At 71.8% G+C, this 19,773-nt stretch carries 18 protein-coding genes; 10 read left to right on the top strand and 8 right to left on the bottom strand.

What is annotated here, in order from left to right; genetic code table 11:
• Positions 1-58 precede the first annotated feature (58 nt).
• The 3 genes from APR04_RS01090 (at position 59) to APR04_RS01080 (ending at position 4,509) form a co-directional block, all read left to right on the top strand.
• Entirely contained in the window at positions 59-2,980 is a 2,922-nt protein-coding gene (locus APR04_RS01090; RefSeq protein ID WP_253867290.1) for a helix-turn-helix transcriptional regulator, read from the top strand.
• Positions 2,981-3,063: 83 nt separating this feature from the next.
• Entirely contained in the window at positions 3,064-3,927 is an 864-nt protein-coding gene (locus tag APR04_RS01085) for a DUF3097 domain-containing protein (RefSeq protein WP_253867289.1), read from the top strand.
• Between the two features lie 24 nt (positions 3,928-3,951).
• Complete coding sequence (locus APR04_RS01080; RefSeq protein WP_253867287.1) at positions 3,952-4,509, top strand: DUF4870 domain-containing protein; 558 nt, start codon at positions 3,952-3,954, stop codon at positions 4,507-4,509.
• Between the two features lie 72 nt (positions 4,510-4,581).
• Here the strand turns inward: APR04_RS01080 and APR04_RS01075 are convergent, their stop codons facing one another.
• The 4 genes from APR04_RS01075 to lepA form a co-directional block, all read right to left on the bottom strand.
• The gene (locus APR04_RS01075) at positions 4,582-5,430 is read right to left on the bottom strand and encodes a DUF2189 domain-containing protein (RefSeq protein WP_253867286.1); all 849 of its coding nucleotides are present in this window, start codon (positions 5,428-5,430) and stop codon (positions 4,582-4,584) included.
• Between the two features lie 91 nt (positions 5,431-5,521).
• The gene (locus APR04_RS01070) at positions 5,522-6,508 is read right to left on the bottom strand and encodes a hypothetical protein (RefSeq protein ID WP_253867283.1); all 987 of its coding nucleotides are present in this window, start codon (positions 6,506-6,508) and stop codon (positions 5,522-5,524) included.
• A 129-nt stretch (positions 6,509-6,637) separates the two neighbouring features.
• A complete protein-coding gene (hemW, locus tag APR04_RS01065; RefSeq protein WP_253867281.1) occupies positions 6,638-7,987 on the bottom strand; it encodes a radical SAM family heme chaperone HemW in 1,350 nt (449 codons plus the stop codon).
• Positions 7,988-9,868 carry a translation elongation factor 4 gene (lepA, locus tag APR04_RS01060; protein WP_301311941.1) on the bottom strand — a complete coding sequence of 627 codons (1,881 nt, stop codon included), beginning with the start codon at positions 9,866-9,868 and terminating at the stop codon, positions 7,988-7,990.
• A 122-nt stretch (positions 9,869-9,990) separates the two neighbouring features.
• Here lepA and APR04_RS01055 point away from each other — a divergent pair, with 122 nt between their 5' ends.
• The gene (locus APR04_RS01055) at positions 9,991-10,545 is read left to right on the top strand and encodes a type 1 glutamine amidotransferase domain-containing protein (protein ID WP_253867280.1); all 555 of its coding nucleotides are present in this window, start codon (positions 9,991-9,993) and stop codon (positions 10,543-10,545) included.
• Between the two features lie 6 nt (positions 10,546-10,551).
• On the opposite strand, the gene APR04_RS01050 is transcribed toward APR04_RS01055, so the two are convergent.
• Both APR04_RS01050 and APR04_RS01045 read right to left on the bottom strand, forming a co-directional pair.
• A complete protein-coding gene (locus tag APR04_RS01050; protein WP_253867278.1) occupies positions 10,552-11,580 on the bottom strand; it encodes a CNNM domain-containing protein in 1,029 nt (342 codons plus the stop codon).
• Entirely contained in the window at positions 11,577-12,956 is a 1,380-nt protein-coding gene (locus tag APR04_RS01045) for a hemolysin family protein (protein WP_253867277.1), read from the bottom strand. Before APR04_RS01045 ends, APR04_RS01050 begins: the two co-directional genes overlap by 4 nt.
• A 258-nt stretch (positions 12,957-13,214) precedes the next feature.
• Here APR04_RS01045 and APR04_RS01040 point away from each other — a divergent pair, with 258 nt between their 5' ends.
• The 5 genes from APR04_RS01040 (at position 13,215) to APR04_RS01020 (ending at position 16,962) form a co-directional block, all read left to right on the top strand.
• Positions 13,215-13,763, top strand: coding sequence for a hypothetical protein (locus APR04_RS01040; protein WP_253867275.1), 549 nt, complete (start codon positions 13,215-13,217; stop codon positions 13,761-13,763).
• A gap of 356 nt (positions 13,764-14,119) precedes the next feature.
• Entirely contained in the window at positions 14,120-14,860 is a 741-nt protein-coding gene (locus APR04_RS01035) for a maleylpyruvate isomerase N-terminal domain-containing protein (RefSeq protein ID WP_253867274.1), read from the top strand.
• A 171-nt stretch (positions 14,861-15,031) separates the two neighbouring features.
• The gene (locus tag APR04_RS01030; protein ID WP_253867272.1) at positions 15,032-15,820 is read left to right on the top strand and encodes an alpha/beta hydrolase; all 789 of its coding nucleotides are present in this window, start codon (positions 15,032-15,034) and stop codon (positions 15,818-15,820) included.
• An 88-nt stretch (positions 15,821-15,908) separates the two neighbouring features.
• Entirely contained in the window at positions 15,909-16,340 is a 432-nt protein-coding gene (locus APR04_RS01025) for a type II toxin-antitoxin system PemK/MazF family toxin (RefSeq protein WP_308292309.1), read from the top strand.
• Between the two features lie 67 nt (positions 16,341-16,407).
• Positions 16,408-16,962, top strand: a complete 555-nt coding sequence (locus APR04_RS01020) for a type II toxin-antitoxin system PemK/MazF family toxin (protein WP_253867271.1) — start codon at positions 16,408-16,410, stop codon at positions 16,960-16,962.
• Between the two features lie 13 nt (positions 16,963-16,975).
• On the opposite strand, the gene APR04_RS01015 is transcribed toward APR04_RS01020, so the two are convergent.
• Positions 16,976-18,100 (bottom strand): calcium:cation antiporter, encoded by a 1,125-nt coding sequence (locus APR04_RS01015; RefSeq protein WP_253867270.1) that lies wholly within the window; start codon positions 18,098-18,100, stop codon positions 16,976-16,978.
• Positions 18,101-18,334: 234 nt separating this feature from the next.
• Between APR04_RS01015 and rpsT the strand changes: the two genes are divergently transcribed.
• Complete coding sequence (gene rpsT, locus APR04_RS01010) at positions 18,335-18,595, top strand: 30S ribosomal protein S20 (protein ID WP_253867268.1); 261 nt, start codon at positions 18,335-18,337, stop codon at positions 18,593-18,595.
• 113 nt (positions 18,596-18,708) lie between these two features.
• Here rpsT and holA read toward each other — a convergent pair whose 3' ends face one another.
• A complete protein-coding gene (gene holA, locus APR04_RS01005) occupies positions 18,709-19,716 on the bottom strand; it encodes a DNA polymerase III subunit delta (RefSeq protein WP_253867265.1) in 1,008 nt (335 codons plus the stop codon).
• Positions 19,717-19,773 lie beyond the last annotated feature (57 nt).

Genomic DNA, 19,773 nt, shown 5'->3' with positions numbered 1-19,773 from the left:
ATGACCAGCAGCGATGACCAGCGGACCGACGACAGGACCGGCATGGGACGATGAGCCCATGCCGGTTCCGCGCGCCCGCCTGGTGGGTCGAGCCCGTGAGCTCGCCGCGCTCCGGACCGCCCTCGACGACGTCCGCTCGCAGACCAACCGCACCATCGTGATCGCAGGCGAGGCGGGGATCGGCAAGACCCGCCTGCTCGACGAGCTCACCGCACGCGCCGACGGCGTCACGGTCCTCTCCGGCCAGTGCGCGGACTCCGGCTCCGGCCCCGTTCCCTACGCCGCCCTCGCCGGCCTCCTGCACGGGACGGTCCAGGCGATCGGCCCCGAGGCCACCGTCGCAGCGGCCGGACCTGCGGCCGACGCCCTGTCCGCCGTCGCACCTCAGCTCGTCGCGCCGGCGTCCGACGCCGGAGCCGACCGCATCCCCGAGGTCTTCGCCGACCTGCTGGCCACGTTCGCCGCCGAACGACCGGTCGCCGTGATCATGGAGGACCTGCACTGGTCCGACGACATCACCCGCGCCGTCGCCCTCCGCCTCGCCCGCACCGCACCCCCCGGCCTGCTCCTGCTGCTCACCTATCGCAGCGACGACGTCGGACGCACGCACCCCCTGCGCGCCGTCATGGCCGAGCTCGACCGGGCCCGGCTCACGACCCGCCTCGACCTGAGCCGCCTGGGCGAGCCAGAGATCCGGGAGATGGCCCAGGACCTGCTCGGCGCCCCTGCCGGGCGCGACGGCCACCACGACCAAGGGATCGAGCGGGAGGCGCTCGCGGACCTCGCCGACCGCAGCGAGGGCGTCCCGTTCTACGTCGAGGAGCTCGTCGGCTTCCTCGGGACCGACCTGCCGGACTCGCTCCGGGACATCCTCCTGCTGCGCTACTGGAGCCTGAGCGGGGAGGCGCGGGCCCTGTGCCGGGTCGTCGCCGCGGCCGGACCGCGCGTGTGGCACGACGTGCTCGACGACGTCCTCGCGGACTCCTCGGGAGGCTCGGGCAAGCCCGTCGGTGCCGGCGTCGGGCCCGATCCCGAGGAGACGGCGCGTGCGGCCGTCGACGCACAGGTGCTGGTAGCCACCGACGTCGGGTACACGTTCCGGCACGCCCTGGTCCAGGAGGCCGTCTACGGCGAGCTGCTGCCCGGCGAGCGCCGTCGGCTGCACGCGGCGTACGCGCGAGCACTGGAGCGCGCCCTCGTCCGGCGCGCGCGGTCCGTCGCGAAGCTCTCCCGGATCGCCGACCACTGGTGGCGCGCCGGGATGCTCGACAAGGCGCTGGCGGCCGCCGTCGTCGGGCACGACGCCGCGGCGGACGGCGCGGCGTCGTCCACCGCGGTCACCCTGGGCGAACGCTCCCTGGAGCTCTGGGAGCAGGTGCCCGACGCCGAGGCGGTGGCCGGCCTGCCGCACCACGAGCTGCTGCGCCGGGTTGCCGAGTCCCTGCGTGCGTCCACCCGGACCACGCGCGCCCTGGCCGTGGCGCACGAGGCGATCGACGAGTGGCCCGACGACGACCCGGCAGGTCTCGCGCGGGCTCTCTGCGACACGGCGCTCATCGCCGGTCACGCCGGCTCGGACGAAGGGCCTCGGCTCATCGACCGGGCCCTCGCGCTCGTGGAACCCGGTCGGGACGACGCGGTGCGCGGCCAGCTCCTCATCCTGCGGGCGCGCCACGCCATGCTCGACGGCCGGCCCCACGAGGGGATCGAGGCCGCGACGGCCGCCTACGAGGCCGGCACCGCGATCGGTAGTGCCGAGGTCGTCTCGGTCGCCCTGAACCTGCGCGGGGTGAGCCGGGTCCAGCTCGGCGACACCGGCGGCTTCGCGGAGATCGACGCCGGCCGCGAGGCGGCCGAGGACTCCTGGCAGGGGCTGAGCCGCTACTACATCAACGGTTCGGACGTCCGGCTGCACGGCGGCGACTGGGCAGGCGCGGCGAAGATCGCCGAGGAGGGTGTCGCGGTGGCGCGCCGGCACGGCTCGTCCGAGGGGTCCCGGATCATGATCGAGGGGAACCTCGTCGACGCGTGGATCGGGCGCGGCGACTGGACCGAGGCGGCCGCCTGGTACGAGCGCATCGTGCCGCTGATCCACGACAGCGTGTACACCGCCTACCTGAGCGAGCGCCTCACCTGGCTCACGATGTGGCGGGGCGACGTCGAGCGGGCGCAGGCCGAAGCCCGCCGTAAGGCCGCCACCTGGGAGCGGTTCGGGCGTCTTGAGGAGCAGATCAGGTCGCGGACCAGCACGACCATGGCGGAGCTCGCCCTGCTGCGTGACGACCCGGCGGAGGCCCTCGAGCGTGTGTCGGCGGTGATCGCCCCTGACCGCACGCGCAGCGCGGCCTATGACCTGCCGCAGCTCGCCGTGGCCGCCCAGGCGATCGCCCGCCTGCGCGCGGCCGGTCACGTCGTGGACGACACCGGCTACCGTGCGGCGCTCGCCGAGTGCGCCGGCTGGCCCACGTTCCCCGTGTGGTCGGCGATGTTCGAGGCGGAGCTCGGCACCGGGTCGTGGACGGCGGCGGTCGACGTGCCGGATCCACGTCCCGCGCACCTGCGCCCCTACGCGCTGTACCGCGAGGGCGCGCGGCTGCTGGAGACGGGCGACCGCGTCGGTGCACGGTCGGCGCTGGGTGCCGCGGTGACCGAGGCGGAGAAGATCGGTGCGGGCCTGGTGGTCCGGCTCGCGCGGGGCCTGATCGAGCGGGCAGGACTTCTTGGGCGTGCGGGGACGGCCGGGCGCACCGGGACGGCCGGTGCGGTCGGAGCAGACGCACCGCCGTCGGCCAGCGGACCGGACCCGCTCACCGCACGGGAGCAGCAGGTGCTCGCGCTCGTCGCGGAGGGGCTGACCAACGGGCAGATCGCCGAGCGGCTCTTCATCTCGGCCAAGACCGTGTCGGTGCACGTCTCGGCGATCCTGCGCAAGCTGGGCGTGGCGTCGCGGACCGAGGCGGCCCTGCGCGCAGCGCGCTGACCTCTGGGTCCGGCGCTGGGTCGAGACACTCCGACCGCGCAGAGATCCGGGGCTCGGCGCAGCTGCCGATCTAGGCTCGCGGCGTGTTCGACGAACGGTATGGCCCCGACGTCCTGTCCCCCGCCTTTCCCGGCGCGCACCGGGGGCGGCGGCCGACGTCGCAACCCACCCCCGCCGAGCCGGGGCTCGTGGTCGAGGAGGTCGAGACCGGCTGGGTCGGCGCCGTCGTGCGGGTCGAGAAGTCGGGTGGGATGCACGTCGTCGTCCTGGAGGACCGCCGTGGCCGCACCCGCACCTTCCCGCTCGGGCCGGGCTTCTGGGTGGAGGGCAAGCCCGTCGTGCTCACCGCGCCCGTCCTGAACCGGGCTCCCGCGCAGCCCACGCGCACGGCCTCCGGGTCCGTGGCGGTGCACGGGTCCAGGGCGCGCGTGGCGCGCGGCAGCCGCATCTGGGTGGAGGGCAAGCACGACGCCGAGCTCGTCGAGAAGGTCTGGGGCGACGACCTGCGCATCGAGGGCGTCGTGGTCGAGATGCTCGACGGCGTGGACCATCTCGCCGAACGCCTCGCCGAGTTCGCGCCCGACGCCGAGCGGCGCGTGGGCGTCCTGGTGGACCACCTGGTTCCCGGCTCGAAGGAGCAGCGGCTGACCGACGACGCCCTGCGTCACGTCCCGCGAGGCACCGTCCTGGTGCTGGGCCACCCGTACGTCGACGTGTGGCAGGCCGTGCGCGCCGAGCGGCTCGGGCTGGACCGCTGGCCGGTGATCGACCGGGGCACCGAGTGGAAGCTCGGCATCCTGCGTTCCCTTGGCTGGCCTGCAGAGACGCAGGCCGACGTCGCCCGTGGCTGGCAGCGTGTCCTCGGCACCGTGCGCGACTTCCGCGACCTCGATCCGGCGCTGCTGGGCCGGGTCGAAGAACTTATCGATTTCGTGACCGCGTCGTGAGGCGGAGCCTCTACCGTTAGGGCCATGTCCGAGAACCCACAGCAACCGCAGCCGCCGCAGCAGCCCGACCCGCAGCCGCAGCCGGCTCCCGCCTATGGCTCTCCCCAGCCCGGCCAGACGCCGTATCAGGACCAGCCGTCCCAGCCCCACCCTGGCCAGCCGCAGCCTGGCCAGCCGCAGCCTGGCCAGCCGCAGCAGGGCCCGGTGCACGGCTCCCCCTACACCTACGGCGGGCAGTACCAGCCTCAGCCGCTCAACCCGTCGGACGAGCGGATGTGGTCCGTCTTCGCCCAGATCGGTCCGCTCCTGCTGAGCTTCATCGCACCGCTGGTGATCTGGCTGGTGCTCAAGGACCGCAGCCGGTTCGTGGACCAGGAAGCCAAGGAGTCGCTGAACTTCCAGATCACGCTGGCCATCGCGTACATCGCCACCACGATCCTCACGGTGGTCACGTTCGGGATCGGCGGGTTCCTCTATGCCGCTATCGTCGTCGTCGCGATCGTGTTCCAGATCCTGGCCGCCGTGCAGAACGGCAAGGGTGCCCCGTACCGCTACCCGGTGAACATCCGCTTCATCAAGTAGTGGCTGGACGACCATGCACCTGCTGCCAGGTCCGGACCGGACCTGGCAGCAGGTGCATGGTCGTCTCTGGGCTCAGGCTGCTACCACCGGGCCGCCGGTGAGCCGGCGGTACGCGTAGGCCATCGCCAGCACGGACAGCGGGATCGTGACGAACAGGCCGAGCCCGCACAGCAGGGCGCCGACGACGTTGATCCCGAGGAGTGCGAGCTCCAGCAGGAACACCGCACCGAAGTTCTTGCCCACCAGCGCGAACGACGAGGTGAAGGCGGCCCACGCGTTCATGCCCTTGTCGACCACGTTGTGGTAGGTGAACACCGCGAAGATCGCCACCGCGATGAGCCCGAGCCCGCACAGGAGAGCGCCCACGAAGCTCGCGGCCGCCAGCAGGAGCGCGGCCAGGATGATCATCCCGTAGCTGTTGACCTTGAAGAGGGTGCCCCAGCTCGCCTTCTCGCCGGAGACCTCGCGCAGCGCGGCGTTGATCCCGAGCGCCTGGAGCACCGCCACCACCAGCGAGCCGATCAGCTGGAGCAGCGAGCTCGCTCCGGACATGTCGGCCGCGAGCTCCGCCATCGCCTCCGGGTCGGAGGACGCGTTGATCTGCTCCTGGACGTCGCCGATCGACCCCGAGCTGAAGATGGCGCTGACGGCGAACGTCAGCAGCACGAACAGCACCCAGAACAGCCAGTTCGCCTTGAACCGGTTCCAGCCGAAGCTCAGCGCCTCCCCGACCCGGAACGGGCTGGACGGCTGCGTACCGTACGGCACCGCCGGTCCGCCGTAGGCCGGCGGCTGGCTCGGACCGCCCGACGGCGGGTTGACCGGCAGGTTGACCGGGCCGGGAGCCGGCCCACCCGCTGGCGGCGGTGTGGGCCCGCCCGGCCTGGGCTCGTACGGGCTCCGTGGTGTGTTCTCGCTCATGTGCCGTCCCTTGGGTGGTCAGTGGTCCGAAGCCACCTTCACCTCTTCTTCGCGCCTGCGCATGCGCAGGCGCGAAGTTGTTGCCGGGCGCTCAGCCGTGGACCGGTTCTCCGGTCCAGCGCTGGACGAGATACGCCCCGACCAGCAGCATCGCGGGGGCGATCACCACAAGACCGATCCCGCAGGTAAAGACCGAGGCGAGGGCCAGCCCGGCAACGATCCCGAAGACCGCGAGCGCGGTCCCGAGGTGCGAGAGCACCAGCCCGACGCCACCGGCGACAGCCTTGCCGAAGCCCGCTCCCCCGAGGATCAGGAAGGGCACCGGCAGCAGGAGCAGCGTGCCGATGATCTGCACCACCCAGCCGGCCATCGGCACGCTGATGCTGACGAAACCGAGCGCCCCGGAGAGCACCGCGTACGCCAGGAGCCCGCCGAAGCCGCGGAGCACGAAGAAGTCGCGGAGGCGAACCTTGTGGGTCCGCGTCGCCGCGAGCGCTCCGGCGTACAGGAGGGCCTGCAGCAGGACGCAGATCGCCGTGCCTGCCGCCGCCAGCCCCTTGGCCGTCAGCGTCTGGCCGCCGGCTTGCGCGGCGGCGACCGCCGCGGGGTCGGTCGCGTTCGCGAAGCCGTCCATGGTGGACGGGTTGAACGCGAGGAGGACGGCGAGCTGCGCCAGGCCGATCAGCAGGGTCATCAGCACCCAGAGGCCCCAGCTCGCACCGAACGCGCTCCAGCCCCAGCGCCACGCGCCGCCGACCGTCGGCGGCCCGCCCACCTCGGACCGGTGCTCGGCCCCCGGGACGGCGGAGTACTGCGGGAGCTCCGGCTGCTGCCGGGGCTGGTAGTCGGGCCGGCCGTACGGGTTGGCGGGGCGGCCGTAGGGGTCGCGCGGGCCGTACGGGTCGTACGGCTGGGGGGCCACAGGCTGCTGCTCCCGGCCGTACGGGTCCCGGGCGCCGTACGGGTCCCGGGCCGGCTCCTGCTGTCCGTCCGGGTTCGCGTCCTGCGCCCGCCGGGACTCAGGAGCCTGCCGACGGTACGGATCCTCTGGGTTCCAGCCGCCGTAGGTGCTGCTCATGCGCGTACCCCTCGTCAGGCGTGCCCGGGCCGCCTCGTAACGGTGTGAATCGGCACAAGATATCGACGTTTTCGCCCACTACGCAAACAAACCATTCAGGACTTCGGCGAAATGTTCAGGTCCTTGCCGTCACGCGGTGAGGTCGCGCACCACGGTGTCGGCCAGCAGGCGGCCGCGGCGGGTGAGCACGGCCCGGGCGGGCATGCCCCCCGCGCCGACCGCCGCGTGGCCGTCGAGCAGCCCGCGCGCCACGAGGCCCGCCACCGCGGTGCGGCCCGCGGCCGACAGCGCCCCCAGGTCAAGGCCCTCGCGCAGCCGCACCCCGAGCATGACGCGCTCGAGGTGCGCCTCCTGACGGGTGAGCAGCTCGCGCCCCGCGCCGGGGCTCTGCCCTGCCTCCAGCCGCGTGGCGTAGGCACGGGGATGCTTGACGTTCCACCAGCGGACACCGGCGAGCGTCTCGTCGGTGGCCGGGCCTGCGTCGGTGGTCGAACCTGCGTCGGTGGTCGAACCTGTCGGGACCCGCGGGGCGGGCGCCGACACGTAGCTGTGCGCGCCCGGGCCGATGCCCCACCAGTCGTCACCGCGCCAGTACCCGATGTTGTGGCGGCACTCGTGCCCGGCACGCGCCCAGTTCGACACCTCGTACCAGCGCAGGCCGGCCTCCGTGAGCAGGTCGTCGAGAAGCTCGTACTTGGCGGCCTGGTCGTCGTCGTCGGGCAGCATGACCTCGCCCCGGCGGACCTGGGCGGCCATCTTGGTCCCGGGCTCCACCACGAGCGCATACGCGGACACGTGATCGACGCCGGTGGCCAGCGCCGTCTCCACGCTGGTGCGCCAGTCGTCGAGGGACTCGCCGGGGGTGCCGTAGATGAGGTCGAGGGACACGTCCAGCCCGGCGTCGCGGGCCCACCGGACGACGTCGGGGATGCGCAGCGGGTCGTGGGTGCGCTCGAGCGTCGCCAGCACGTGCGGCACCGCCGACTGCATCCCGAAGGAGACGCGCGTGAACCCGGCGTCGGCAAGGAGCCGCAGCGACTCGGGCGTCACCGAGTCGGGGTTCGCCTCGGTGGTGACCTCGGCGGCGTGCCCCGAGCCGGTCGAGGCGCCGGCCAGGCCCCAGGCGTCCTTGATGCCGCCGAGCACCCGGGCGAGGTCCGTCGCAGGCAGCATCGTGGGCGTGCCGCCGCCGAAGAACACGGTGGAGACCGCTGCGGGCGCGCGCCCGGCGTCGGACAGCACCTTCGCGGCGAGGTCGACCTCCAGCAGCGCCGTCGTGGCGTACTGCGCCTGGTTCGCGCCGCCGCCCAGCTCGGACGCCGTGTAGGTGTTGAAGTCGCAGTAGCCGCAGCGCACCGTGCAGAACGGGACGTGCACGTAGACCCCGAAGGGCCGCTCCGCTGGTCCGGACGACGGGCGCACCCAGGCGGGCAGCCCGCCGTCGTCGGGCACGGGGATGCCGGAGGGAAGAGCGGGCACCTACTTCTTCTTGTCCTTCGGCGCATCGGAGTCGGAGGAGAGCGCGGCGATGAACGCCTCCTTCGGCACCTCGACGGAACCGATGTTCTTCATGCGCTTCTTGCCCTCCTTCTGCTTCTCCAGCAGCTTGCGCTTACGGCTGATGTCGCCGCCGTAGCACTTGGCAAGCACGTCCTTGCGCATGGCGCGGATGGTCTCGCGGGCGATCACGCGCGCGCCGATGGCGGCCTGGATCGGCACCTCGAACTGCTGGCGCGGGATGAGCTCCTTGAGCTTGGCGGTCATCATGACGCCGTACGAGTACGCCTTGTCACGGTGCGCGATCGAGCTGAACGCGTCGACGTGCTCACCCTGGAGCAGGATGTCGACCTTCACGAGGTCGGCCACCTGGTCGCCGGTCGTGTCGTAGTCGAGGGACGCGTAGCCGCGGGTCTTGGACTTGAGCTGGTCGAAGAAGTCGAAGACGATCTCGCCGAGCGGCAGGTGGTAACGCAGCTCCACGCGCTCCTCGGACAGGTAGTCCATGCCCTGCAGGTCGCCGCGCTTGGACTGCGCGAGCTCCATGACCGCGCCCACGAACTCGCTCGGGGTGAGGATGGTGGCCTTGACGACGGGCTCACGGACCTCCTTGATCTTTCCCCCGGGGAACTCCGACGGGTTGGTCACCTCGACCTTCGTGCCGTCCTCCATCGTCACCTGGTAGATGACGTTCGGGGCGGTCGAGATCAGCTCGAGGTTGAACTCGCGCTCGAGACGCTCGCGCACGATCTCGAGGTGCAGCAGGCCGAGGAAGCCCACGCGGAAGCCGAAGCCGAGGGCCACCGACGTCTCGGGCTCGTAGTTGAGCGCGGCGTCGCTGAGCTTGAGCTTGTCCAGGGCGTCGCGCAGCACCGGGTAGTCGGAGCCGTCGATCGGGTACAGGCCCGAGAAGACCATGGGCTTGGGGTCGCTGTAGCCGGCGAGCGCGGTGGTGGCGGGCTTGGCCGCGTTGGTCACGGTGTCGCCGACCTTGGACTGGCGCACGTCCTTCACGCCCGTGATCAGGTAGCCCACCTCGCCGACGCCGAGACCCTTGGTCGCGTGCGGCTCGGGCGAGCTGACCCCGATCTCGAGGAGCTCGTGCGTGGCACGCGTCGACATCATCGCGATCTTCTCGCGCGGGTTCAGGTCACCGTCGATCACGCGCACATACGTCACGACGCCGCGGTAGGTGTCGTAGACGGAGTCGAAGATCATGGCCCGGGCCGGGCCGTTCGGGTCGCCGGTCGGGGCCGGCACCCGCTGGACGATGCGGTCGAGCAGCGGCTCGACGCCGACACCGGTCTTGCCACTGACCTTCAGCACGTCCTCGGGCTCGCAGCCCACCAGCTTCGCGAGCTCCTCGCCGTACTTCTCCGGCTGCGCCGCCGGCAGGTCGATCTTGTTCAGGACCGGGATGATCTCGAGGTCGTTCTCCATGGCCAGGTACAGGTTGGCCAGGGTCTGCGCCTCGATGCCCTGGGCGGCGTCGACCAGGAGCACGGCGCCCTCGCACGCGGCCAGCGACCGGGAGACCTCGTACGTGAAGTCGACGTGGCCAGGGGTGTCGATCATGTTCAGGGCGTGCGGCGTCAGCACGCCCGCGTCGTCGGCCAGAGCCCACGGCATGCGCACGGCCTGCGACTTGATGGTGATGCCGCGCTCGCGCTCGATGTCCATCCGGTCCAGGTACTGCGCGCGCATGGCACGCGAGTCGACCACGCCGGTGAGCTGGAGCATGCGGTCGGCCAGGGTGGACTTGCCGTGGTCGATGTGCGCGATGATGCAGAAGTTCCGGATCAGCTCCGGCGCGGTGGCATTCGGCTGGATGCGCGCGGTGAGCGCAGGACCGGGGATGGGCAAAGCGTTCTCGCTCCGTTGTCAGGGTGGGCGGGCCAACGGCCATTCTCCCACGTCCCGTGCGAGCGGGGCGCGGTCGTGCCTACTGTCGTGACGTAGCGAACCCGACCGCCAGGAGGAGACCCATGCCGCATCTGACGAGCAAGCAAGTGCTGGCGCTCGTGACCAACTACGGCGTCGAGCAGGACGAGCTCCTCGTGCCCATGCGCCACCTGCGCGACCGCGGTGCCGTGGTCACCCTGGCCGCCGTGTCACGGGACGACGTCCGAACCCTGGTCGGCGACGAGAAGCCCGGCGAGGCCGTGGCCCCGGACACCACCATCGACGAGGTCGACCCGGCGGGGTTCGACCTGCTGCTCGTTCCCGGCGGCACGATCAACGCCGACAGCCTGCGCCTGCACGCAAGGGCCGTCGAGATGGTCGAGGCGTTCACGTCCTCCGGGCGCCCGGTGGCCGCGATCTGCCACGGGCCGTGGGCGCTCGTGGAGGCGGGACGGGTCGCCGGCGCGACGCTCACCAGCTACCCGTCCCTCGCCACCGACATCCGCAACGCCGGCGGCACCTGGGTCGACGAGCCGGTCGTCCGGGACAGCGGGGCCGGGTTCCCTCTGATCACGTCCCGCAACCCCAAGGACATCCCGGACTTCCTCCGCGAGGTCGACGCCGTGCTGGCCGGCTGACCGTCGTCAGCCGGCCCGGCCGGCCGTGGTGCGCGGCAGCAGCCTCCTCAGCACGTCGGCGAGCGTGACGACGCCGTAGTCCGCGGCGCTCCCCGGCCGGGCCACGATCGCGAGCAGGTTGCCCGTCTCCCGCATGCTCGTCAGGGCGCTGTGCAGCGGCACGTCGGCGGCCAGCTCGAAGACCGGCCGGGTGACGTCCGCGACGGACGCGTCGTCAGCCAGCAGGAGCGTGTCGCGCACGTGCACCACGCCGTCCGGCAGACTCCCGGCGGCCTGCACGAGGATCCGCAGGTGGCCGGACGCTCTGGACGCCTCCTGCACCTCAGCGGCGGTCGCGTCGTGGCCGACGGCGGCGGGTGCCGTGCCAGAGGTCAGCAGGTCCTCGACCGTCATGCGGCGCAGGTCCAGCGCTCCGGAGAGCTGGTCGGAGTAGGCGACGGAGAGCGCACCGACGCTGGCGGAGTGCTCCACGAGGTGCCGCAGGTCGTCCGGCCCCTGCCCGGACGCGAGCTGGTCCGCCGGCTCGACGCCGACCCGCCGCAGGCACCAGTTCGCCGCGCCGTTCAGCGCGACGAGCGCCGGCCGGGTCAGCAGCATGAACGCCCGCATCGGCAGCGCCAGCATGGTGGCGCTGGCCTCCGGGTGCGCGATGGCCCACGACTTGGGCGCCATCTCCCCCACGACCAGGTGCAGGAACGTGACGATGACCAGCGCCAGCACGAAGCTGGCGACGTCGGCGGCCCAGAACGGCGCACCCCACGTCTCGAACACCGGCGTCAGCCAGTGGTGCACCGCCGGCTTGGTGATGGCGCCCAGCGCCAGCGTGCAGACCGTGATGCCGAGCTGCGAGCCCGCCAGGAGCACCGTCAGCTCGCTCGCGCTGCGGAGCGCGGCCCGGGCGGAGCGGCTCGTGGACGCCGCGTCCTCCAGGCGGTGCCGCTTGGCCGCGAGCAGCGCGAACTCCACCGCCACGAAGAACGCGCTCAGAGCGATGATGGCGACGGTCACGGCAACGACCACCCAGGGGTTGCTCATCGGGTCTCCTCGCTCTCGGTCTCGGTGGCCACGCCGGCGTCGACGACGGTGACCCGGACGCGGGACGGCACGTGCCGCTCCACCTCGAGCACCTCGATCCTGAGCACCTCTGCGGGATGTGGCTCCAGCGCGACGAGGTCGGCCGGGTCGGCGGGCAGGCCGACGTCGACGACGTCACCCGCCGTCGGCAGCGAGCCGTGGACGGCGATCGCCAGCCCGGCGATCGTCTCGTGGTCGCCCTCGGGCAGGTCGCGCCCGACGGACCGTTCGACCTCGTCGAGGTGGACGTCGCCGGCCATCACCCACACCCCGTCCGACGCCGCGGTCACGGGGTCGATCTCGTCGTCGTGCTCGTCGGTGATCTCGCCGACCAGCTCCTCCGCGAGGTCCTCCACGGTGAGCACGCCCGCGAACCCGCCGTACTCGTCGACCACGCACGCCATCTGGTTGTGCGTGGCCGACAGCTCCCGCAGCGCGTCGGGCAGGGCCATCGCCGTGGGCAGCACGAGCGCCGGCCGCAGGAGGTCCGCGACGGTCGCCGCCCCCGGGCGCGCCGACAGCAGGTCCGCGAGGTGCACGACGCCGACCACCTCGCCGTCGTCGTCGACCACCGGGTAGCGGGAGTGCCCGCGGGCCATCAGCTCGCGGACCTGGGCGAGCGTGTCGTCGGCCTGCACGACGCCGACCCTGGCCCGCGGGATCATCGCGTGCTCGACGTCCTGGCGCGGGAAGTCGAGGATGCGGTCCAGCAGCACCGAGAGGTCCCCTGGGAGGTCACCGCTGGCACGCGAGTCCGCGACGATGTGCTCGAGGTCGCGCACGGTCGCCGAGTGCTCGACGTCGTGCACCGGCTCGATGCGCAGCAGCCGCAGGAGGGCGTTGGACGCGGCGTCGAACACCTTGATGAGCCAGCCGAAGACGGCGAGGTAGACAGTGGTCGAGCGGGCGAGCCACAGCGCCACCGGCTCCGGGCGGGCGATCGCCAGGTTCTTCGGGACGAGCTCGCCGAACAGCATCTGGACGAGCGTCGAGAACACCAGCGCGAGGACGGTGCCGATCGCGACGCCCGTACCGACAGGCACGCCGACGCCGCCGAGCGCCTCGCCCAGCGACTCACCGACGAGCGGCTCGGCGACATAGCCGACGAGCAGGCCCGTGACGGTGATGCCGAGCTGGGCACCGGAGAGCATGAAGCTGGTCCGCCGGGTCACGCCGAGCGCGCGGCGCGCCCCCGCGTCGCCGGACTCGGAGCGGGCCGCGAGGCGCGCGCGGTCGACCGCCATGTACGCGAACTCCTGCGCGACGAAGTAGCCCGTCACGGCGGTGATCGCCAGGATCACCAGCACCCCCAGCAGGAGGGAGACCACCCAGCTCAACGCCACCACCCCCGACCGGTGGTTCGACGACGTGCCTGTGGGCGGGGTCTATGACTGGAGTCCATGATCCTTCGCTGGAGGTGGTGCGGTTCGGTGGCGGCCCGAGGGTCTCCGGCCGGATACCCGCTCGGGCATCGCGTGGAGAACGACGGACGTAGCCCAACGGTTCCACGACGCGCGGCAGTCGTCATCCGGAGCGTCGGACACCGTCCAGTTTCACGAGATGCGCCCCTGCCGAAGGACCTCTAGATTCGCCTGGTGCCCTCTGATGCTCTGGAGAAGTGGCGTGGCGCGCGCGCGGCGCGCCTCGACAACCTCGTTGCCGCACACCGCGCGGTCGCCGGCGACGGTGCTGGCCGCCGGTGGTTGACGGTCGAGGTCAACCACGCGCTGATCGTGAGACTGGCTTCGGAGTTCCAGGGGTTCTGCCGCGAACTGCATGACGAAGCGATCGACTCGTTCCTCGCATCAACATTCGAAGCCGGGAGCCCGGCTGCTCCGATCGTCCGCCGCCTCCTCACGAGCGGACGCAAGCTCGACTCCGGCAACGCAGGCTGGGCGAACGTGAACAACGACTTTGCGCGCCTCGGAATGAGCATCAAGGCGGAGCTGACCAGTCGATATCCAAAGCGGTCAGGGCCCTGGACCGAGAAGCTCGAACGGCTCAATACGGCCCGCAACGCCATCGCCCACGACAACAGCACCCAGCTCGCGGAGTGTCACGCCGAGCAGCCCCTGACCATGGTCACGTTCCGTGCATGCGTTCGGGCCTGGACCAGATGGCATCTGGCATCGACCGTGCGGTGACGGCATACTTGGAAGATCTGAACGGAGAGAAGCCATGGTGAGGAGGCTGGTCATGTCTGTACACAAGAAGACTCGGTCCGGTCGGCGGCCTCGCCCCAACGAGGCATTTCCCGTGGGATCCCACCTCACCGTGCCATTCGGCGTTCGCCGGTACAACGCGACAGTGATCGAGCGATACGGGGACCGAGTGCGTATCCAGATCGAAGTTCCAGGCGCCGACGAGCCGATTACATCCTCGTACTCCGTGGCGGACCTGGCACGTTCCGCCTGACGAACCTGCTCGACGCGAATTCTGGCCGCCCGGAACTCAAGAGACCAGAGTCGTCTCGTCGGTCGGTAGCGGTACGTTGCGGCACATGAGCCTCGATCACCTTGCGCTGCTGGCCCGGTTCCAGGGCGACTTCCTCGCCGCCGTGCCCGACGCCGACGCCGACGCGCGGGTTCCCGCCTGCGGCGACTGGACGGTCCGCGAGCTGGTGGAGCACCTTGCGGAGGTCCATCACTGGGCGGCGGGCAACGTCCGCGGGGCCAAGGGGGCGCCGCTCGGCGACGGACCGTTCGAGCTGGCACCGCACTACGCGGCTCAGGCCGCGGCCCTCCGACGGGCTCTGGCCGAGACCGATCCCGACAGCGTCGGCCGAGTGCTGGCTCATCCCGAACCCCTGGGTCAGGGACCCGTGCGGTTCTGGCACCGCCGACAGGTCCACGAGACGCTCGTGCACCTGCACGACCTGTTGGCCGCGACGGCCGGCGCGAGCCTCCTCGGCCTGGTGGAGGCCGAGCCCGGGGTGTGGGCGGACGCCGTCGACGAGGTGGTCACCGTGCTCCAGCCCCGGCAGGTGGGCCTTGGCCGCATGGAGCCGCTGAGGCACCCGCTCTGCCTCGTGGCGACCGACGTCGCCGGGACGCCCGTGTGGGTGCTCGGCGCCCCGGGTGAGCGAGCGGACGAGGTGGCGCCCGACGTCGTCGTCTCCGGGCCCGCCGAAGCGCTCGCGCTGACGCTGTGGCACCGCCTCACGCCCGCCGAGGCGGGACTCACCGTGGCGGGCGACCGGGCGGACCTCGAGACGGCGCTGACGCAGTCGATAGTGCCGTAGCCGCCGCCCGTCAGCCCGTCAGTCCTCGAGGACCGCCGCGGCACGAGGACCGGGGCGTCGAACGTAGGTGTGGTCGCTCTATGAGCCCTGACAGAGCGACCAGGCCTACGTTCGGCGTCCCGGAGTCGCCGTCACCGATGAGTTGCGCCCCGCTGCGGCGTCGGACTGGCCATGACCGAATATGCAACCACCAGCCAGGGTGACCGCGTCGCCTACGACCTGCACGGCTCCGGACCGGCCGTCGTGTTCGTGACGGGCGCCGGACCCGACCGGGCCGACGACCCGGTCACCGCCGAGACCGCCGAGCGCGTCGCCGACGCCGGGCTGACCGCCCTCACGTTCGACCGGCTCGGGCGCGGGGAGAGCCCCGCCGAGGGCCGCCTCGACCTCGACCGCGAGCTGGCGGCCGTCGCCGCGATGATCGAGGTCGCGGGCAGCCCCGCAGTGTTGGTCGGGCACTCGTCCGGCTGCTCGGTCAGCCTGCGGGCCGCCGACGCCGGGCTGCCGGTCGCCGGCCTCGCCCTCTGGGAGGCGCCTCTCGGCGGCCCCGCCGTGAAGGCGCAGGCGTGGGCCGACGAGATCGAGCGCCTGCTCGACGCCGGCGACCACGAGAACGCGATGCGGCACTACATGAAGGACATGCCGCCCGAGTGGCTCGCCGGGATGGAGGCGTCCCCGGCCTGGCCCCTGATCGCGCGGACCGTCGCCGCCTACCGTGCCGACGCGCAGTCGCTCGCCTGGGCGCAGCACGCGCTGGAGGACGGCACGCTCGACGTGACCGTCCCCGTGCTGGCCATGTACGGGGCGGAGACCTTCCCGGAGATGCCCGTGGCCGCGGCGAGCATCGTGGTCGCGGTGCCGAACGGCACCGAGAAGGAGATGCCGGGCGCCATGCACTCGTGGGAGCCGGAGCCGATGGCGGCCCAGCTCACCGAGCTCGCCCGGCGGTGCGCCGGGTAGGCCTGCGCCAGGCAAGTCTGCGCCAGGTAAGTCCTGCGCCAGGTAAGTCCTGGATGCGCGCTTCACCCGTTCCGGTACGGTTCCGGGCGTGACCTTCGCATCAGACACGAGCTACCCCGGCGACTACGAGGGTGATGTGCACCCCATCTACAACCCTGAGCTGGACGGTGACCCGGACCCCGGCGAGGTGGTCTGGACCTGGGTGCCCTACGAGGAGGACCACAGCCAGGGCAAGGACCGCCCCGTGCTGCTCGTGGGCAAGGACGGTCCCTGGCTGCTCGGGCTCCAGCTGACCAGCCAGGACCATGACCGCGACATGCTGCAGGAGGTGCGCGCCGGCCGGATCTGGATGGACGTCGGCACCGGCCGCTGGGACAGCACCGGCCGTGACTCGGAGGTCCGGATCAACCGCGTCATCCGCATCGACCCGGACGACGTGCGCCGCGAGGGCGACATCCTCGACGAGGACATGTTCAACGAGGTCGTGAAGTACATGGACCGGGCGCTCGACCTGACCTGAGCCGGCCGCCCGCCGCCCGGCGTCGGCCTGCGTCTCTCGCGGGACGGCGCCGGGCTACCCTGCCTCCGTGACTCAGAACCCATGGATCAAGCTGCTCGGCGACGTCGTCGAGGCCGTGGCACGCGCAGCCTTCGACCAGAACGACCACCGCCCGGGCGCCGGCAGGCCCACCCCGGGTACCCGGCCCGCCGGCCGGCGCACGTCGCAGGGCCAGGAGGTGCCCGACACCGAGAGCTACCCCGGCGACTTCGAGGGCAGGGTCACGCCGGTCTACCGCCCAGAGCTGGACGGCGAGCCCGACCCGGGCGAGGTCGTGTGGTCCTGGGTCCCGTATGAAGAAGATCACAGCCAGGGCAAGGACCGGCCCGTGCTCCTGGTGGGCAACGACGGCCCCTGGCTGCTCGCGCTGCAGCTCACCAGCCAGGACCACGATCGCGACGCCGAGCAGGAGAACCGCGCGGGGCGGCGCTGGATGGACATCGGGACCGGAGCGTGGGACCGCTCGGGCCGCCCGTCCGAGGTGCGCCTCAACCGCGTGATCCGCATCCACCCGGACGCCGTGCGCCGCGAGGGAGCCATCCTCGACAAGGCGGTCTTCGACCAGGTCGCCGCTGCCCTCTGAGGCGTCGAGCGGGCTACGGCTGGACCGACACCACGAGGAACGCGGCGAACAGCACCAGGTGCACCACGCCCTGCAGGGTCTGGGCCCGGCCCGGGGCGATGCTCAGCATCGCCACCGCCACCGACACCGCGAACAGCACCATCTGGACCGGTTCGAGGCCGAGGGTGAGCGGGCCGTCCATCCAGATCATCGCGACGGCGATGGTGGGGATGGTCAGGCCGATCGACGCCATCGCGGAGCCGTAGGCGAGATTGAGGCTGGTCTGCACGCGATTCCGCAGTGCGTTGCGCACCGCTGCTATCGACTCCGGCGCGAGCACGAGGAGCGCGATGACGACGCCGACGACGGTGTACGGCAGGCCGGCCGCCGCGACCCCGTGCTCGATGGTCGGGGAGAGCATCTTGGCCAGGAAGACCACCGAGACCAGCGCGACCACCAGCAGCGCGACACTGAACCACGCCTGCTTGGCGGACGGCGGGTCGGCGTGGTCGTCGCCGTCCGCGTCTCGGATCACGCCGGTGACACGGCCGTACTTGTCGCTCGTCACGGGCAGGAAGAAGTCGCGGTGGCGCACGGTCTGCGTGAAGACGAACGCCCCGTACAGCACCAGCGACGCCACAGCGGCGAAGGCCAGCTGGAATCCGGTGTAGGCGCCGCCGTCCGCCGACGTCGTGAAGCGGGGCAGGACCAGGGTGACCCCGGCCAGCGCGATCACGGTGGCGAGCGCCGACCCGGTGCCCGACGGGTTGAAGCTGACCAGGTGGTGCTTGCTCGCCCCCACCAGCAAGGTCAGCCCGACGATCCCGTTGAAGGTGATCATCACGGCGGCGAAGACGGTGTCGCGGGCATAGGTGCTGGACGCGTCGCCACCGCTGCTCATCAGCATGAGGATCAGCCCGACCTCGATGACGGTCACCGCGACCGCGAGGATGAGGGAGCCGAACGGTTCACCTACTTTGTGCGCCACCACCTCCGCGTGGTGGACTGCCGCGAGGACGGCGCCGATCAAGGCCGCGCCGATGGCCGACAAGATGGCCGGGTGGTCATGGCTGGTCCACGTGGCCACGAGAAGCACCAGAGCTAGAACCGGTACGACCACGGTCCACTGGAGATGTCCGCGCAGTGTCCTGGTGCTCATGGGGAAATTCTAAGGTCCCATGTCAGAGGCCGTTTCCGGCAGTCGCGGGAGTCACGTCCCGCACCGCGCTCGGAGTCCCGTCCCCTCTGGTAACCTTGGAGGTCGCGTGTCCGCCCAGGTCGGCGGGCACAGTCACAGTTCCTCTCCACGGGTCCCCACCCCAGTCCCGGAGCTGTGACCGCCCTCTACGACCTATCCGCTCGCCATCAGGCGAACACACCAGGAAGTACACTCGTGGCAAACATCAAGTCCCAGATGAAGCGCATCAAGACGAACGAGAAGGCTCGTCTGCGCAACAAGTCCGTCAAGTCGGAGCTGAAGACCCACGTCCGCAAGGTGCGTGAGGCCGTCGCAGCCGGCGACAAGGAGACCGCGACGGTCAGCCTTGCCACCGCGTCGCGCAAGCTCGACAAGGCTGTCGCCAAGGGCGTCATCCACTCGAACCAGGCTGCGAACCGCAAGTCGGCCCTCGCGAAGTCGGTCGCCGCTCTCTGAGCACACTTCGTCGGACGCCGTTCGCCCCTCGGGCGGGCGGCGTCTTTCGTGCGCCCTGACTCGGGCGCCGCTCGGGCTGCGCGGCGCGCATCATCCCCGCCTCGGCGGTGCGGTCAGGAGCGGCGGGAGCGCGCGATCGTCAGCACCGCGCGCTCCACGGCGAACACCGGGTCGCGCGCCTCGCCCTTGACGTCCGCGTCGGCCTGCGCGACGGCGGAGATCGCCGCCGCCAGGCCCTCCGGCGTCCAGCTCCGCAGGTCCTTGCGTGCGCGGTCCACCTGCCACGGCGCCATGCCCAGGTCTCGTGCCGCGAGCCCGCCGCCCCGCATCGACGCGACCTTCGCGAGGTTGCGCAGGCGCAGCGCCAGGGCCGCGACGATGGGCACCGGGTCGAGCCCGGTGTCCAGCGCGTGCCGCAGGAGGGCGACCGCACCGCCGGCGTCGCCCGCCACGGCGGCGTCGGCGACCCGGAAACCCGTTGCCTCGACGCGCCCGCCGTAGTACTTGTCCACGGTGGCGGCCGTGATGGTGCCGGTCGTGTCGGCGACCAGCTGCGAGCAGGCCGAGGCGAGCTCACGCAGGTCGCTGCCGAGCGCGTCCACCAGGGCGCGCACGGCCTCGGCGTCGGCCCGACGGCGGGCGGCCCTGAACTCCCCGACCACGAACGACGCCTTCTCGGCGTCCTTCGTCACCGGCTCGCACACCATGACGGGCGCGCCCGACCTCGTGACGGTGTCGAGCATCTTCTTGCCGCGCTGCCCACCGCCGTGCACCACCACGACCGTGGTCTCCTCGTCCGGCGCGGCGACGTACGCGATGAGGTCGGCCATCAGGTCCTCGGTGCCGGACTCCGTCGACCGGACCACCACGACCTTGGCCTCGCCGAAGAGGGACGGACTCGTCGCGACCAGCAGCTGGCCCGCGCCGTACGTGGCGCCCTCGAGCTCGACCTTCTCGACCTCGGGGTCACGCGCGCGCGCCAGCCCGACGACGCCGTCCACCGCGCGCTCGGTCAGGAGCGGTTCGGCGCCGCGCACGAGCAGGACCGGGGCGAGCGTCGGCTCGTCCCAGCTGCGGCCGGCGGGCGGTGAGGCGGTACGGCGTCTGGTCGCTGGAGGCACGGACACAGCCTGCCATGCACCACCGACAGCCGACGGTGGCGCGGGCAGGTGCTGTCC

Origin of the sequence: Promicromonospora umidemergens, assembly GCF_024171995.1 — a bacterium.
GTDB lineage: Bacteria > Actinomycetota > Actinomycetes > Actinomycetales > Cellulomonadaceae > Promicromonospora > Promicromonospora umidemergens.
Note: the sequence above shows the minus strand (reverse complement) of the source record. Positions and strands in the feature narration are given on the sequence as shown.

Excerpts from the sequence above, each read along its gene's own strand:
- APR04_RS01050 (WP_253867278.1), bottom strand. The coding sequence starts at position 11,580 with ATGAGCAACCCCTGGGTGGTCGTTGCCGTGACCGTCGCCATCATCGCT.
- APR04_RS01070 (WP_253867283.1), bottom strand. The coding sequence starts at position 6,508 with ATGAGCAGCACCTACGGCGGCTGGAACCCAGAGGATCCGTACCGTCGG.
- APR04_RS01035 (WP_253867274.1), top strand. The coding sequence starts at position 14,120 with ATGAGCCTCGATCACCTTGCGCTGCTGGCCCGGTTCCAGGGCGACTTC.
- APR04_RS01030 (WP_253867272.1), top strand. The coding sequence starts at position 15,032 with ATGACCGAATATGCAACCACCAGCCAGGGTGACCGCGTCGCCTACGAC.
- APR04_RS01075 (WP_253867286.1), bottom strand. The coding sequence starts at position 5,430 with ATGAGCGAGAACACACCACGGAGCCCGTACGAGCCCAGGCCGGGCGGG.
- APR04_RS01080 (WP_253867287.1), top strand. The coding sequence starts at position 3,952 with ATGTCCGAGAACCCACAGCAACCGCAGCCGCCGCAGCAGCCCGACCCG.
- APR04_RS01015 (WP_253867270.1), bottom strand. The coding sequence starts at position 18,100 with ATGAGCACCAGGACACTGCGCGGACATCTCCAGTGGACCGTGGTCGTA.
- APR04_RS01090 (WP_253867290.1), top strand. The coding sequence starts at position 59 with ATGCCGGTTCCGCGCGCCCGCCTGGTGGGTCGAGCCCGTGAGCTCGCC.
- APR04_RS01055 (WP_253867280.1), top strand. The coding sequence starts at position 9,991 with ATGCCGCATCTGACGAGCAAGCAAGTGCTGGCGCTCGTGACCAACTAC.